11 protein-coding genes are annotated in these 14,391 nt (G+C 68.9%); 6 read left to right on the forward strand and 5 right to left on the reverse strand.

The annotated features are described in order from the left end of the window. The first annotated feature begins 3 nt into the window (after nt 1-3). Nucleotides 4-1,422 carry a DHA2 family efflux MFS transporter permease subunit gene (locus tag AC1HFW_RS05340; protein ID WP_479282150.1) on the forward strand — a complete coding sequence of 473 codons (1,419 nt, stop codon included), beginning with the start codon at nt 4-6 and terminating at the stop codon, nt 1,420-1,422. A 19-nt stretch (nt 1,423-1,441) separates the two neighbouring features. On the opposite strand, the gene AC1HFW_RS05345 is transcribed toward AC1HFW_RS05340, so the two are convergent. Beyond that, nucleotides 1,442-2,062: a chorismate--pyruvate lyase family protein gene (locus tag AC1HFW_RS05345; RefSeq protein WP_479286465.1), complete on the reverse strand. Its 621-nt coding sequence runs from the start codon at nt 2,060-2,062 to the stop codon at nt 1,442-1,444. A 132-nt stretch (nt 2,063-2,194) separates the two neighbouring features. Between AC1HFW_RS05345 and AC1HFW_RS05350 the strand changes: the two genes are divergently transcribed. Beyond that, nucleotides 2,195-2,926, forward strand: coding sequence for a pseudouridine synthase (locus AC1HFW_RS05350; RefSeq protein ID WP_006394387.1), 732 nt, complete (start codon nt 2,195-2,197; stop codon nt 2,924-2,926). An 89-nt stretch (nt 2,927-3,015) separates the two neighbouring features. On the opposite strand, the gene AC1HFW_RS05355 is transcribed toward AC1HFW_RS05350, so the two are convergent. Further along, nucleotides 3,016-3,921, reverse strand: a complete 906-nt coding sequence (locus AC1HFW_RS05355) for a LysR family transcriptional regulator (RefSeq protein WP_006394388.1) — start codon at nt 3,919-3,921, stop codon at nt 3,016-3,018. Nucleotides 3,922-4,257: 336 nt separating this feature from the next. Between AC1HFW_RS05355 and AC1HFW_RS05360 the strand changes: the two genes are divergently transcribed. From AC1HFW_RS05360 to adeC, 3 genes are read left to right on the forward strand one after another with little or no spacing between them, the layout of a single operon-like run. Further along, nucleotides 4,258-5,451, forward strand: coding sequence for an efflux RND transporter periplasmic adaptor subunit (locus tag AC1HFW_RS05360; protein ID WP_061071555.1), 1,194 nt, complete (start codon nt 4,258-4,260; stop codon nt 5,449-5,451). A 14-nt stretch (nt 5,452-5,465) separates the two neighbouring features. Beyond that, complete coding sequence (locus AC1HFW_RS05365; RefSeq protein ID WP_061071554.1) at nt 5,466-8,648, forward strand: efflux RND transporter permease subunit; 3,183 nt, start codon at nt 5,466-5,468, stop codon at nt 8,646-8,648. Next, complete coding sequence (gene adeC / locus AC1HFW_RS05370; protein ID WP_006394391.1) at nt 8,645-10,135, forward strand: AdeC/AdeK/OprM family multidrug efflux complex outer membrane factor; 1,491 nt, start codon at nt 8,645-8,647, stop codon at nt 10,133-10,135. The genes AC1HFW_RS05365 and adeC overlap by 4 nt, the downstream gene beginning before the upstream one ends. Nucleotides 10,136-10,208: 73 nt before the next feature. On the opposite strand, the gene AC1HFW_RS05375 is transcribed toward adeC, so the two are convergent. Then, nucleotides 10,209-10,460: a GlsB/YeaQ/YmgE family stress response membrane protein gene (locus tag AC1HFW_RS05375; protein WP_006394392.1), complete on the reverse strand. Its 252-nt coding sequence runs from the start codon at nt 10,458-10,460 to the stop codon at nt 10,209-10,211. Nucleotides 10,461-10,602: 142 nt separating this feature from the next. Then, nucleotides 10,603-11,217 carry an SCO family protein gene (locus AC1HFW_RS05380; RefSeq protein WP_061074354.1) on the reverse strand — a complete coding sequence of 205 codons (615 nt, stop codon included), beginning with the start codon at nt 11,215-11,217 and terminating at the stop codon, nt 10,603-10,605. 221 nt (nt 11,218-11,438) lie between these two features. On the opposite strand from AC1HFW_RS05380, the gene AC1HFW_RS05385 reads away from it, so the two are divergent. After that, nucleotides 11,439-12,176 carry a class I SAM-dependent methyltransferase gene (locus AC1HFW_RS05385; RefSeq protein WP_050813150.1) on the forward strand — a complete coding sequence of 246 codons (738 nt, stop codon included), beginning with the start codon at nt 11,439-11,441 and terminating at the stop codon, nt 12,174-12,176. Nucleotides 12,177-12,289: 113 nt separating this feature from the next. Here the strand turns inward: AC1HFW_RS05385 and AC1HFW_RS05390 are convergent, their stop codons facing one another. Beyond that, on the reverse strand, nt 12,290-14,356 hold the full coding sequence (locus AC1HFW_RS05390) for a M3 family metallopeptidase (protein WP_479282155.1): 2,067 nt from the start codon (nt 14,354-14,356) through the stop codon (nt 12,290-12,292). Between the last annotated feature and the right edge of the window lie 35 nt (nt 14,357-14,391).

The following is a 14,391-nucleotide window of genomic DNA, read 5'->3' on the forward strand; positions in this document are numbered from 1 at the left end:
GCCATGCACTCCCACGCCACTCCCGCGGCTTCCTCCGCCGCCGCCTCGCCGTCCGCGGCCGCGTCGCCCTGGCCGATCTTCTGGATCGCCAGCGTCGCCGTGTTCCTGGTCTCGCTCGACGCGACCATGCTCTACGCCGCGTTCAGCGCCATGCGCGCCGGCTTTCCCGAGGCCTCGGCCGCCGACATGTCGTGGGTGCTGAACGCCTACACGGTGGTCTACGCGGCTATGCTGATCCCGTCCGGCGGCTTGGCCGACACGCACGGGCGCAAGCGCATGTTCATGGTCGGGGTACTGCTGTTCCTGGCCTCGTCCGCCGCCTGCGGCCTGGCCGGCACGGTCGGCTGGCTGATCGCGGCGCGCGTGGCGCAGGCGGTGGGGGCGGCGCTGCTGACGCCGGCCTCGCTGTCGATCGTGCTGGCGGCCTTCCCGGCCTCGCAGCGCTCGGTGGCGGTGAGCCTGTGGGGCGCCGTGGCCGCGCTGGCGGCGGCGGTCGGCCCCAGCCTGGGGGCGTTCGTGGTCGATGCCGCGGGCTGGCCATGGGCGTTCTACATCAATCTGCCGCTGGGGGCGCTGTCGCTGTGGTTCGGCGCCAACCGCCTCAAGGAATCGGTGCGGCCCGAGGCGCGCCGCCGGGTCGATGGCGTCGGCATGGCCCTGCTGATGGTGGCCGTGGGCGCGGTGGCGCTGGCCATCGTGCAGTCGGAATCGCCGCACTGGAGCCGCGGCGAGCTCTGGATGGTGGCGGCGGTGGGGCTGGTGTCGCTGGCGGCCTTCGTCGGCTGGGCCCGCACCACGCCGCATCCGCTGGTCGACCTGGCCCTGTTCAAGCACCGCACCTATCGCTACGTGAACCTGGCCACGCTCAGCTTCGGCATCGCCTTCGCGATGATGTTCTTCGCCTTTTTCTTCTACATGACCGGCGTCTGGCACTACAGCCTGCCGAAGGCCGGTCTGGCCGTCACCCCGGGGCCGCTGCTGGTGATGCCGACCGCGATCATCACCGGCAAGCTGGCCGCGCGCCTGGGCCATCGTCCGTTCCTGGTCGGCGGCTCATTGGTCTACGCCGCCAGCGGACTGTGGTTCCTGCTGGTGCCGGGCGCCGAGCCCGCGTATCTGGCGCACTGGCTGCCGGGGTTGATCCTGAGCGGGCTGGGGGTGGGCCTGGTATTGCCGTCGCTGGCCGGCGCCGCGGTCAACCGCCTGCCGCCGCAGCACTATGCGGTGGGCAGCGCCGTCAACCAGGCCACGCGCCAGATCGGCGCGGTGCTGGGCGTGGCGCTGACCGTGCTGCTGCTGGGCAAGGGCGCGCTCAGCCATGCCGATTTCGATCCGCTGTACATGGGGCACGTCGGCCTGGCGCTGTTGACGGCCTTGCTGTGCCTGGCGGTGGACACCCGGCCGCGTGCCGCGCATGCCTGAGCGCGATGCGGCGCGGCGGTCAGCGCGGGGTGCGCTGGTGCGGCACCAGGGGCGGGGCCTGGCGCCCCGCCTGCAAGGTCCAGAAGTCGGGCAGGAAGCATTCGGCCACCAGCAGCGGCTGGCCCTGGCGCCAGAACACCGAGCGCCGGGCCCAGACGCGCTGCGCATCGCGCTCGCGGCCATTGCGGATGAGGACGCCGGCGGCGGTGGCGTAAAACGGCACCGGCGACGCCAGCAGGCGGCAGGCGAACGGCGAACGCACCACGGTGCTGTCGTGGTACAGCATGTCGGCCAGCGGCCGCGTCAGCAGGCGCCGCATGCCTTGCCAGGCGCCGTGCGAGGCGCGCAGCGGCGTCAGGCTGCGCGCGGGCACGCTGTCGATGCCGTCGACCGACATCAGCACCTCGCGCACCCACACCGGTGCGCCGGGGGCGATGCGCATGGCGCGGGCTTCGTCGGCCGGCGCGCCGTCGGCGTATTCGGTCAGCACCCGCAGGCGCACGTGGCCAACCTGGCGCAGGCCGGCGGTCAGGGCGCCGGGACGGAACAGCCAGTGGCGCTGGGTGAGCGACAGGATCGGCGGCGCGCTGGCCAGCCAGCCTGCCGCGAGGGGAGGGCGATGTGCTGCTGCTGAGATCATCATGGCTGCGTATTATGCCAAGGCCGGGGCCCCGCTTCGATGCCTGCCCCTGTGGCCGATTGCCGCAGGCCCCCGCGCCGGCGCGGCACGTGGCTCGTGGCCGGGGGGTGCGCTCCGCATACAATACCGGCCATGGAAAAAGTACGAATCTCCAAGCTCATGTCCGAGCGAGGACTCTGTTCGCGCCGCGAGGCCGACAGCTATATCGAGCGCGGCTGGGTGCGGGTCGATGGCGAAGTGGTGTCCGAACTGGGCGCGCGCGCCTTCCCCGACCAGGTCATCACGCTGGAACGCGCCGCCCAGGCGCGCCAGACGTCGCGCGTCACCATCCTCATCAACAAACCGGTGGGCTACGTCTCGGGCCAGGCCGAAAAGGGCTACACGCCCGCGGTCGCGCTGATCGACGCGCGCTCGCGCTTCGCCGGCGACCGCAGCCCGCATCGCTTCGAGCGCGGCCACCTGGACGGCCTGGCCGTGGCCGGGCGGCTGGACATCGATTCGCAGGGCCTGTTGGTGCTGACGCAGGACGGCCGCGTGGCCAAGCTGCTGATCGGCGAGGATTCCAGCGTCGACAAGGAATACCTGGTGCGGGTGCAGGGCGAGCTGTCCGAGAACGGCCTGGCGCTGCTCAACCACGGCCTGTCGCTGGATGGCAAGGCGCTCAAGCCGGCCCAGGTGCGCTGGCAGAACCACGACCAGCTGCGCTTCGTGCTGCGCGAGGGCAAGAAGCGCCAGATCCGCCGCATGTGCGAGCTGGTGGGCCTGAAGGTGGTGGGCCTGAAGCGCGTGCGCATCGGCCGCGTGGCCCTGGGCGACCTGCCGCTGGGGCAGTGGCGCTACCTGCGCGACGACGAACGCTTCTGACCGCGGCGGCGGCCGGGCGCCGCCGCGCGCAGGCCGGGCCGGCGCCTACCGGCCGCGAGCAAATTTTTCAGTCTGTTTCCGAGCCGCCGTCATTTCATGAATGGCGCGGTATCCTTCGCCTGCCCGTCACCCCCCAGGCGCTCCATCAGGAATTCGATGAAGATCCGGGTCTTGGCGGGCAGCAGCCGGGTTTCCGTGACGGCATATACCGGGAACGGTCCGAGTTGCCAGTCCGGCAACACGCGCCGCAGCTGGCCCGATTTCTGCTCGGCGGTCTGGCCGCCGACCAGCACGGTGATGCCCGCGCCCAGCATGGCCAGGCGCCGGGCCATCGCCACGCCGTTCACGGAAAAGCGGTTGCCGGGCGTGAACTGGATGTGCTGGTCGCCGCTGTTCAGCGGCCAGCGGGTGACGCGGCCGGCGCCTTCGGCGCGGAACTCGATGCACTCATGGCGGGTCAGGTCACTGGGGTGCTTGGGTTCCCCGTGCTTTTCCAGGTATTCCCGCGAGGCATAAAGATGGGCGGGCAGCATGCCCAGCAGTCTCGCGATCTGGGTCGAGTCGGGCAGTTCGCCGATCTCGATGGAAATATCGCAGGTCTGGAACACGCGTTGGGCGTGGTCCGGATTGGCGAGGTCCAGGAAGAAGGTGACGTCGGGATAGCGGCGCGAGAACTCCATGAACGATTCGGCCAGGAAGTCCGTGCCGAAGTCGGCCGGCATGTTCACCCGCAGCGGCCCCGACGGCGTGTCGACCAGCTTCTGCAGTTCCTCGTGGGCGATCTGGGCCTCGGCGACGATGCGCTGGCAGCGCTCGAAGTACAGCCGGCCAGCGTCGGTCAGCTCCACCTTGCGGGTGGTGCGGCTGAGCAGGCGCAGGCCTACGGACCGTTCCAGTTCGGCCACCTGGCGAGACAATGTCGATTTGGGCACTCCCAGGGCGGCGGCCGCACGGCTAAAACTGTGCGTCTTGGCGACCTCCACGAAGAGCTCCATGCCTTGTAGACGTTTCATGGAAGGGATTCTGTCACACGATGGGGCGATTTATTGTCCCATATCTGGAATGATGTTTTCTCAATATGCCTCTTTGTTTCTCGGGCGGGATAACGCAAAATGCCAATTCTGCAATGCAGCAAAGCGTCGATGCCCTGCCTGAATGTCTGAGGCGAAACCACACCCCAGTCAATCCTCACGAGCCGAACCGATGCACGGTTCGGGTCGCGCCGTTGTTGCCGCCAGATGTCCGGCGGCCGCCACGGTCTCCCTGTGGGCGCAGGCCCCGGCGGGCGGGCGTGAGGCTACCTTTTTAGTTGGAAATCGGGAATGCAATCTATGAACAAGAAAAGCGCGATGTGGCGCGGTGCGGCGGTGCTTACGCTGACGGCATCGGCCCTGACGTTGGCCGCTTGCGGCAAGAAGCAGGACGCGCCCCAGGCGGGCAAGCCGCAGGTGACGGTCGTCACGCTGACCACCAAACCGGTTTCCCTCACCACTGAATTGCCGGGCCGCACCTCGCCGTTCCGCGTCGCCGAAGTGCGGCCGCAGGTCAATGGCATCGTGCAAAAGCGCCTGTTCACCGAAGGCGGCGAGGTCAAGGCCGGCGAGCAGCTCTACCAGATCGACCCCGCGCTCTACCAGGCCAGCCTCGACAGCCAGAAGGCCGCCCTGGCGCGCGCCCAGGCGCAGCAGAAGACCGCCGCGCTGCTGGCCGAGCGCTACAAGCCGCTGGTGGCCACCCGCGCCGTCAGCCAGCAGACCTACGACAACGCCGTCGCCACGCGCGACCAGGCCGTCGCCGACGTGATGTCGGCCAAGGCCGCGCTCGACACCGCGCGCATCAACGTGGTCTACACCAAGGTGCTGTCGCCGATCGACGGCATCATCGGCCGTTCCTCGGTCACCGAGGGCGCGCTGGTCACGGCCAACCAGGCCACGGCGCTGGCCGCCGTGCAGCAGATCGATCCGATCTACGTCGACGTGACGCAATCCAGCGTGCAGCTGCTGCGCCTGCAGAACGCGCTGTCCAGCGGCCAGCTCAAGAAGGCCGAGGGCGAGCAGGCCGCGCTGGTCACGCTGACCCTGGAAGACGGGTCGCAATACACGCAGCAGGGCAAGCTGCAGTTCTCCGAAGTCACGGTCGATCCGGGCACCGGCTCGGTCACGTTGCGCGCGGTGTTCCCCAATCCGGACCGCCGCCTGCTGCCTGGCATGTTCGTGCGCGCCCGCCTGGTCGACGGCGTCGCCGCCGACGGCCTGCTGGTGCCGCAACGCGGCGTGACGCGCAACCAGCGCGGCCTGCCGACGGCGCTGGTGGTCAATGCCGAGAACAAAGTGGAACTGCGTGAACTCAAGACCGACCGCGCCATCGGCGACCAGTGGCTGGTCACCGACGGCCTGAAGGCCGGTGAAAAGGTCATCGTGGAAGGCGTGCAGATGGTGCGCCCGGGTGTCGAGGTGGTTGCCACCGAAGCCGGCGCCAAGCCGGCGCAGCAACCGCAAGCGGGCGCCGCGGCGGCCAAGCAGTAGTCAGGGAGCCTTGCATGGCAAAGTTTTTTATCGATAGACCGGTTTTCGCATGGGTGATCGCGATCGTGCTGATGATGGCCGGCGCGTTGTCCATCCTGAAACTGCCGGTTTCGCAATATCCGAATATCGCGCCGCCGGCCATCGGCATCGCGGTGACCTACCCGGGCGCCTCGGCGCAGACGGTGCAGGACACCGTGGTGCAGGTGATCGAGCAGCAGATGAACGGCCTTGACGGCCTGGAGTACATTTCCTCGGAAAGCAACTCCGACGGCAGCATGTCCATCACGCTGACGTTCCGCCAGGGCACCAACCCCGACACCGCCCAGGTGCAGGTGCAGAACAAGCTGTCGCTGGCGCAGCCGCTGCTGCCGCAGGAAGTGCAGCAGCAGGGCATCCGCGTCACCAAGGCCACCAAGAACTTCCTGATCGTGGCGGGCTTCGTGTCCACCGACGGCACGATGACCAAGGACGACCTGGCCGACTACGTCGCCTCGTACGTCCAGGATCCGATCAGCCGCACGCAGGGCGTGGGTGACTTCCAGCTGTTCGGCTCGCAGTACGCCATGCGCATCTGGCTGGATCCGGCCAAGCTGGTGAACTACGGCCTGACCACGGTCGACGTGGTCAACGCGATCAAGGAACAGAACGTCCAGGTCTCGTCCGGCCAGTTGGGCGGGCTGCCCGCGGTGCGTGGCCAGCAGTTGAACGCCACCATCATCGGCCCGTCGCGCCTGGAGCGTCCGGAAGACTTCGGCCGCATCCTGCTCAAGGTCAATTCCGACGGTTCCCAGGTGCGCCTGGCCAACGTCGCCCGCATCGAGCTGGGCGGCCAGACCTACGCCATCGACAGCTACTACAACGGCAAGCCCGCCTCGGGCCTGGCGATCAAGCTGGCCCCGGGCGCCAACGCGCTCGATACGGCGCAGGCGGTGCGCGACACCATCAACAACCTGAAGCCGTATTTCCCGCCGGGCATGGACGTGGTGTATCCGTACGACACCACGCCGTTCGTCAGCCTGTCGATCGAGGAAGTGTTCAAGACGCTGGTGGAAGCCATCATCCTGGTGTTCCTGGTGATGTATCTGTTCCTGCAGAACTTCCGCGCCACGCTGATCCCGACGCTGGCGGTGCCGGTGGTGCTGCTGGGCACCTTCGGCGTGCTGGCCGCGTTCGGCTACTCCATCAACACCCTGACGATGTTCGGCATGGTGCTGGCCATCGGCCTGCTGGTGGACGACGCCATCGTGGTGGTGGAAAACGTCGAGCGCGTGATGGCCGAAGAGGGCCTGACGCCCAAGCAGGCCACGCGCAAGTCCATGACCCAGATCACCGGCGCGCTGATCGGCATCGCCATGGTGCTGGCCGCGGTGTTCATCCCGATGGCGTTCTTCGGCGGCTCGACCGGCGTGATCTATCGCCAGTTCTCCATCACCATCGTGTCCTCGATGGTGCTGTCGGTGATCGTCGCCATCGTCTTCACGCCGGCGCTGTGCGCCACGCTGCTCAAGCCGATCCCCAAGGGCCACCACGGCACCAAGCGCGGCTTTTTCGGCTGGTTCAACCGCGCCTTCGACCGCAGCAGCCACGGCTACGCCAATACCGTGGCGCGCGGCCTGGGCCGCACCAAGCGCCTGATGGTGGTCTACCTGGCCATCGTCATCGCCATGGGCTGGATGTTTACCCGCATCCCGACCGCGTTCCTGCCGGGCGAAGACCAGGGCATCCTGTTCGCCCAGATCCAGACGCCCGCCGGCGCCACCGCCGAACGCACCAAGGCCGTCATCGACGAGGCCACCAACTATCTGCTGACCGAAGAGAAGGACGCGGTCACGTCGGTGTTCGCGGTCAACGGCTTCAACTTCGGCGGCCGCGGCCAGAACGCCTCGATCCTGTTCATCAAGCTGCGCGACTGGGAAGACCGCGGCGACGCCAAGCTCAAGGCGGCTGCGGTGGCGGCGCGCGCCAACGCCCACTTCAGGAAGACCGAGCGCGACGCCATGCTGTTCGTGGTGCCGCCGCCCTCGGTGATGGAACTGGGCAACGTCGATGGTTTCGACTTCCAGCTGATGGACCGCGCCGGCGTGGGCCATGAAAAACTGCTGGCCGCGCGCAACCAGCTGCTGGGCGAGGCGGCGCAAAGCAAGATCCTGCAGGGCGTGCGCCCCAACGGCATCGAGGACGCGCCGCAGTACCAGCTCGACATCGACCGCGAAAAGGCGCGCGCGCTGGGCGTGGCCGTGTCGGACATCAACAGCACGCTGTCCACCGCCTGGGGTTCGTCGTACGTCAACGACTTCATCGACCGCGGCCGCGTCAAGAAGGTGTTCGCGCAGGGCGAGGCCTCGGCCCGCATGCTGCCCGACGACCTGGACAAATGGTACGTGCGCAACAAGGATGGCGACATGGTGCCGTTCTCGGCGTTCGCCAAGGCCACCTGGAGCTTCGGCCCGCAGAAGCTGAACCGCTACAACGGCGTGCCGTCGTACAACATCCAGGGCCAGGCGGCGCCGGGCTACAGCTCGGGCGCGGCCATGGACGAAATGGAACGCATCGCCAGCAAGCTGCCGGTGGGCGTGGGTTTCGAATGGACCGGCATGTCGTACGAAGAACGCCTGTCGGGCGCCCAGGCGCCGGCGCTGTACGCGATCTCGCTGATCGTGGTGTTCCTGTGCCTGGCGGCGCTGTATGAAAGCTGGACGATTCCGTCCGCGGTCATGCTGGTGGTGCCCCTGGGCATCATCGGGGCGCTGGGGGCGACGCTGCTGCGCGGCCTGTCCAACGACGTGTACTTCCAGGTGGGCCTGCTCACAACCATCGGCCTGGCGGCCAAGAACGCCATCCTGATCGTGGAGTTCGCCAAGGAGCACTACGAGGCCGGGGCGAGCCTGACGGAATCGGCGATCCACGCCGCCCGCCAGCGCCTGCGCCCGATCCTGATGACGTCGCTGGCGTTCATCCTGGGCGTGGTGCCGCTCGCGATCTCCTCGGGCGCCGGTTCGGGCAGCCAGAACGCCATCGGCACCGGCGTGATCGGCGGTATGCTGACGGCGACCTTCCTGGCCATCTTCTTCGTCCCCGCGTTCTTCGTGATCATGCTGCGCCTGTTCAAGGTGGAACGCATGAGCGCGCGACGCGATCCGCACGACCCCAGCGCCAACGACGCGCAGGACGTGTCCGTCGAAGGAAAACCGCAATGAAGCTGCAGATGAGAACCCTGGTTTCCCTTTCCCTGGCGGCGGCCCTGGCGGGCTGCTCGCTGGCCCCGACCTACGAACGGCCCGACGCGCCGGTCTCGTCGGCCTATCCGGCCGGCCCGGCCTACAAGGCCGACGCCGCCGGCGCCGTGGCCACGGCCGACATCGGCTGGCGTGACTTCTTCGCCGATCCGCTGCTGCAACAGCTGATCGAGCAGTCGCTGGCCAACAACCGCGACCTGCGCGTGGCGGCCTTGAACGTCGAGGCGGCGCGGGCGCAGTACCGCATCCAGCGCGCCGACCTGCTGCCCAGCGTCGGCATCGCCGGCAAGGAAACGGCCCAGCGCACGCCGGCCGACCTGTCGCCCAGCGGCCAGGCCAGCACCAGCCACAACTACCAGGTCGGCGCCGCGCTGTCCTCGTGGGAACTGGACCTGTTCGGCCGCATCCGCAGCCTCAGCGACAAGGCGCTGGAATCGTACCTGGCGCTGGACGAGACCCGCACCGCGACCCAGCTGACGCTGATCGCCGAGGTGGCCAACGCCTACCTGACGCTGCGCGCCGACCAGGAGCTGCTGAGCCTGACGCGCGACACGCTCAAGAGCCAGGACGACTCGTACAAACTCACCAAGCAGAGCTTCGACCAGGGCCTGTCCACCGCGCTCGACCTGAGCCAGGCCGAAGTGTCGCTGCGCACCGCCCAGCGCAACCTGTCGCAGTACACGCGCCAGGCCGCGCAGGACCGCAACGCGCTGGTACTGCTGGTGGGCCAGCCGCTGTCGCCGGAAATCTCGGCGGCGCTGGACAACGCCGTCAAGCTGGACGACGGCATGCTGCCGACCGCGCTGCCGGCCGGCCTGCCGTCCGAACTGCTGGCGCGCCGCCCGGACATCCGCGCGGCCGAGCACCAGCTCAAGGGCGCCAACGCCAACATCGGCGCGGCGCGCGCGGCGTTCTTCCCGACCATCAGCCTGACGGGCAACGCCGGCACGGCCAGCGCCAGCCTGGGCGGCTTGTTCGACGGGGGCTCGGGCGCCTGGAGCTTCGTGCCGCAGATCACGGTGCCGATCTTCGCCGGCGGTTCGCTGCTGGCAGGGTTGGACCTGGCCAAGGTGCAGAAGAACATCCAGGTCGCGCAGTACGAGAAGTCGATCCAGACCGGTTTCCGCGAAGTCGCCGACGCGCTCGCCGGGCGCGGCACGCTGGACGAGCAGATCCAGGCCCAGCAACTGCTGGTGGCCGCCAACCAGCGCGCCTACGATCTGTCCGAGCAGCGCTTCCGCCAGGGCATCGACGACTACCTGACGGTGCTGGATTCACAGCGTTCGCTCTACACCGCGCAGCAGTCGCTGGTCGATACGCGCCTGTCGCGCCTGTCGAACCTGGTCACCTTGTACAAGGTGCTGGGCGGCGGCTGGACCGAGCGCACCGTCACGGCCGCGCAGCCGGCGCCGGGCGCGGCGCCCGCGGCCGCCGGCCAGCCGGGCTGAGCACGACGCAGGCATGAAAAAAGCGGGCCGATCGAAAGATCGGCCCGCTTTGCTTGATGCGTGCGCCGCGGTGTCAGGCGCGCTTCTTGGCGATCAGGCCAACCACGAACAGCACGATGATCGCGCCGACCACCGAGCCGATCCAGCCGGCCGGTTCGCCCGGGGCATACCAGCCCAGGTGCTGGCCGAGGAAGCCGGCCACGACCGCGCCCACGATGCCCAGTATGGTGGTCATGATGATCCCCATGTTCTGGTCTCCGGGCATGATCGCGCGGGCTATCAGCCCGACGATGAAGCCGACGATGATCATGATGATGATGCTCATGCGCGTACTCCTTGCGAGGGTAAAGGGCGATGTGCCCTGATATTACTCACGCGCGCGCCGCCGGGGCTGTAACAACTGGTGTGTGGGGCAAGGACGCAACATGCTGCGGCGCATCGTCGATGCAGCAATGTTGCACGGGGCCTCACGAGGTCAGGTCGATCAGCTGGCGCAGGTCCTTGGTCATCGCCTCGATGCTGTCGGTGTCCGAGGCCAGCAGGCGGGCGCGGCCCTGATTGTCGAAAATGTACACGCCGCGGCTGTGGGTCACTTCGTACTGGTCGGGATCGTCGCCGGGACGGGGCTTTTCGATCTGGTAGGCGACGCGGTAGCGGCGCGCCAGGTCGGCCACCTGCTTCTCGTTGCCGGTGACGCCGATGGCGTTGTTGTTGAAGGCGTTGACGTAGGCCTGCAGGATATCCGGCGTGTCGCGATGCGGATCGACGCTGACGAACAGGATGCGCACGTCGCGCGCCTTGTCGCCCAGGTTCTGCAGCACCGCCGTCAATTGCGCCATGGTGGTGGGGCAGATGTCGGGACAACTGGCGTAGCCGAAGAACAGCAGCACCGTCTTGCCCTTGAGGTCGTCGCTGCTGACGGTCTTGCCGCCAGCGCCCGGCAGCGAGAACTTCAGGTCGGGCAGGTGGCCCTTGACGTTGTAGAGCGTCCAATCGACATTGCGGTCGCCGCAGGCGGCAAGCAGCATGCACAGGGCCAACAGCAAGCCGCGCCAGGCGCGGCCGGTAATCAGGTGTCGCATGGGTTCCATCGCCGGTTGAGGGATAAACCCATCGATTCTACCCGCAGCCGGCGGGGCCGCCGCCGGGTCGCGCGGGGGCGGGCTTGTCCTGGCGCAAAGCGGCGCGGGGCGCAGTTGTGAAGCTTTGTCGGAATATTGTTTGAGAACAACCAAAACCGCCCACGCGGCCGTCCCGGATCGGTACATTCAGGGCCTTGTCAGTGACCGGCGAGGTGCCCTCCATGAATGCCACGGCCAATCCCGCGCTCGGCTATCCCTATTTCCCGTACTACCCCGTGGTGCTCGACATCCTGCGCAGCCGCCTGGCCGACAGCGTGCTGGACGCGCCGTGCGACCGCGGCTGGCTGGGCGACATGGCGCGCCCGGCGACCGGACGCCAGGTCGAGGTGGATGGCATCGGCCCGGCGATGCTGCCGGCGCCGGCCAACGGCTACCGGCGCCTGACCGTGCACGACCTGGAAACGCCGTTGCCCGCCACCGCGGCCTACGACGCGGTGGTCTGTAGCGAGGCCATCCACCGGGCGACCAACCCCGGCCTGCTGGTGCGCGGCTTTCGCGACGTCCTGCGACCGGGCGGCACGCTGGTGCTGACCGCGCCCAACGCCTGGCACGTGCGCGGCCGGTTGCAGGCGCTGGTGCGAGGCTTTCATGCGGATCCGTGGACCGGCGCGAGCCGCGCCGACGCCGGCGCGCGCGCCGCGGTGCTGCCGTGGGGATTCGCGCAGTTGCACCTGCTGCTGGCGCGCCACGGCTTTGGCGACATCACCCTGCACAACGTCGCCGAGGCCGGGCGGCGCGGCTGGCTGGATCGCCTGCTGGGCTGGCCGGCGCGGCGCTATTGCCAGACCCGGCTGAAGCACGCGCAGGACGAGGACAGCCGCCATTTCTGGCGCCAGGCCGGATCGGATCCGTCGGTGCACGGGCGCTGGCTGGTGGTGTCGGCCCGGCGGCCGGCCTAGGGCCGCCGCCGGGCGCAAGCGCGTGCCGCCGACCCCGAATCGGTATCGCCGCTGAAGCATGCAAAACGGCCCGCGCGAGGCGGGCCGTCGTTGCCGTGCGGACGTGGGCGCGATCAGGCCGCGCTCATGCCGCTGTGGCGCAGCAGCGCGTCGATGCGCGGCGCGCGGCCGCGGAAGGCCGCGAACGATTCGGCCGCGGGGCGCGAGCCGCCGACGGCCAGCACTTCGCGGCGGAAACGCGCGCCGGTGGCCGGATCGAGCGTGCCCAGGGCGTTGCCAGCTTGCTTGGCAGCGGCTTCCTCGAACGCCTCGTAGGCGTCGGCCGACAGCACCTCGGCCCACTTGTAGCTGTAGTAGCCGGCGCCGTAGCCGCCCGCGAACAGGTGCGAGAAGGCGTGCGGCAGGCGGTGCCAGGCGGGCGGGAACAGCACCGCGACCTCGGCGCGCACTTCCTGCAGCAGGGCCAGCACTTCGGCGATGCTGGCGCCCTTGGCGCGGTCGTGCATCAGCATGTCGAACAGCGCGAACTCGATCTGACGCACGGTCTGCATGCCGCTCTGGTAGTTGCGGGCCGCGACCAGGCGGTCGTAGAGCGCGCGCGGCAGCGGTTCGCTGCTGTCGACGTGGGCCGACAGCTTCTGCACCACGGCCCATTCCCAGCAGAAGTTCTCCATGAACTGCGAGGGCAGCTCGATGGCGTCCCATTCGACGCTGGCGAAGGCGGCGGCGCCGGGCTCGTCCACTTCCGACAGCAGCGCATGCAGGGCGTGGCCGGTTTCGTGGAACAGGGTGATGACGTCATCGTGCGTCAGCACGGCGGCGCGGTCGCCGTTGGGGCGCGAGAAATTGCAGGTCAGGTAGGCGATCGGCGTCTGCACGCGGCCGGCGACGACGCGGCGGGTGCGCTCGCTGTCGACCCAGGCGCCGCTCTGCTTGCCGGCGCGGGCGTACAGGTCCAGATAGAGGTAGCCGATCAGGTCGCCCTTGGGGCTTTCGACGCGCACGCCGCGCACGTCGGCATGCCACGACGACACCGGCGTTTCCGCCAGGCGCACGTCGAACAGGGTTTCGATGACCTCGAACAGGCCGGACAGCACGCGCGGCTCGGTGAAGTACTGCTTCACCTCGTCTTCGGAATAGGCGTAGCGCGATTCGCGCAGGCGCTCGGAGGCATAGGCCACGTCCCACGGTTGCAGCTCGGCCAGGCCGAGCTCGGCGGCGGCGTAGGCCTTCAACTCGGCCAGGTCGCGCTGCGCGTAGGGCTTGGCGCGCGCGGCCAGGTCGCGCAGGAAGGTGGTGACCTCCTTGGCGTCGCGCGCCATGCGGGTCTGCAGGCGCAGCGCGGCGAAAGTGCCCAGGCCCAGCAGGCTCGATTCCTCGGCGCGCAGGGACAGCAGTTCCTCGATCAGGGGCGAGTTGTCGAACTGGGCATCGCCCTGTTCTGACGCCACCGTGCCGTAGCCGCGGTACAGCGCCTCGCGCAGCGAGCGGTCCTGCGCGTACTGCATGACGGGCAGGTAGCACGGCATCTTCAGCGTCAGCTTCCAGCCCGGCTGGCCGTCTTCCTCGGCGGCGGCGCGGGCCGCGGCCCGCACGTCGGCCGGAATGCCGGCCAGGCGGGCCTCGTCCTCGATCCGCAGCGACCAGGCGTCGATGGCGTCCAGCACGTTCTCGGAGAACTTCTGCGAGGCCTGCGCCTCGCGGTCGGAAATGGCGGCGTAGCGCTCGCGGTCGGCGCCGCGCAGCTCGACGCCGCTCAGGCGGAAGTCGCGCAGGGCCATCTCGACGATGCGGCGGCGCACCGGCGTCCACGACGCGAAATCGGGCGCGGCGGCCAGGCGCTGGTACTGCTGGTACAGGCCTTCATGCAGGCCGACCCAGGTCGAGAACTCGGTCACCAGCGGCAGCGCGGCGTTGTAGGCCTCGCGCAGTTCGGGGGTGTTGACCACGGCGTTCAGGTGGCCGGCCACCGACCACGCGCGCCACAGCCGTTCGGACGCGGTATCCAGCGGCTCGACCACGGCTTGCCAGGTGGGCGCCAGCGCCGGATCGGCGGCGCGGTCCACGGCCTGGCGGGCGATGCCCAGCAGTTCCTCGATGGCGGGCACCACGTGGGCGGGCTTGACCGCCTGGTAGTCGACCAGGTCGGAGACGGGGGCGAGCAGGGGATTCTGGGTCATGGTGTTACCAATTGCGTGAGAGGAGGGCGGGCAGC

The sequence above is a fragment of the Achromobacter sp. ISS7 genome (genome assembly GCF_056523125.1).

Excerpts from the sequence above, each read along its gene's own strand:
- AC1HFW_RS05365 (WP_061071554.1), top strand. The coding sequence starts at position 5,466 with ATGGCAAAGTTTTTTATCGATAGACCGGTTTTCGCATGGGTGATCGCG.
- AC1HFW_RS05360 (WP_061071555.1), top strand. The coding sequence starts at position 4,258 with ATGAACAAGAAAAGCGCGATGTGGCGCGGTGCGGCGGTGCTTACGCTG.
- AC1HFW_RS05375 (WP_006394392.1), bottom strand. The coding sequence starts at position 10,460 with ATGAGCATCATCATCATGATCATCGTCGGCTTCATCGTCGGGCTGATA.
- AC1HFW_RS05380 (WP_061074354.1), bottom strand. The coding sequence starts at position 11,217 with ATGCGACACCTGATTACCGGCCGCGCCTGGCGCGGCTTGCTGTTGGCC.
- AC1HFW_RS05345 (WP_479286465.1), bottom strand. The coding sequence starts at position 2,062 with ATGATCTCAGCAGCAGCACATCGCCCTCCCCTCGCGGCAGGCTGGCTG.
- AC1HFW_RS05340 (WP_479282150.1), top strand. The coding sequence starts at position 4 with ATGCACTCCCACGCCACTCCCGCGGCTTCCTCCGCCGCCGCCTCGCCG.
- AC1HFW_RS05355 (WP_006394388.1), bottom strand. The coding sequence starts at position 3,921 with ATGGAGCTCTTCGTGGAGGTCGCCAAGACGCACAGTTTTAGCCGTGCG.
- AC1HFW_RS05350 (WP_006394387.1), top strand. The coding sequence starts at position 2,195 with ATGGAAAAAGTACGAATCTCCAAGCTCATGTCCGAGCGAGGACTCTGT.
- adeC (WP_006394391.1), top strand. The coding sequence starts at position 8,645 with ATGAAGCTGCAGATGAGAACCCTGGTTTCCCTTTCCCTGGCGGCGGCC.
- AC1HFW_RS05390 (WP_479282155.1), bottom strand. The coding sequence starts at position 14,356 with ATGACCCAGAATCCCCTGCTCGCCCCCGTCTCCGACCTGGTCGACTAC.
- AC1HFW_RS05385 (WP_050813150.1), top strand. The coding sequence starts at position 11,439 with ATGAATGCCACGGCCAATCCCGCGCTCGGCTATCCCTATTTCCCGTAC.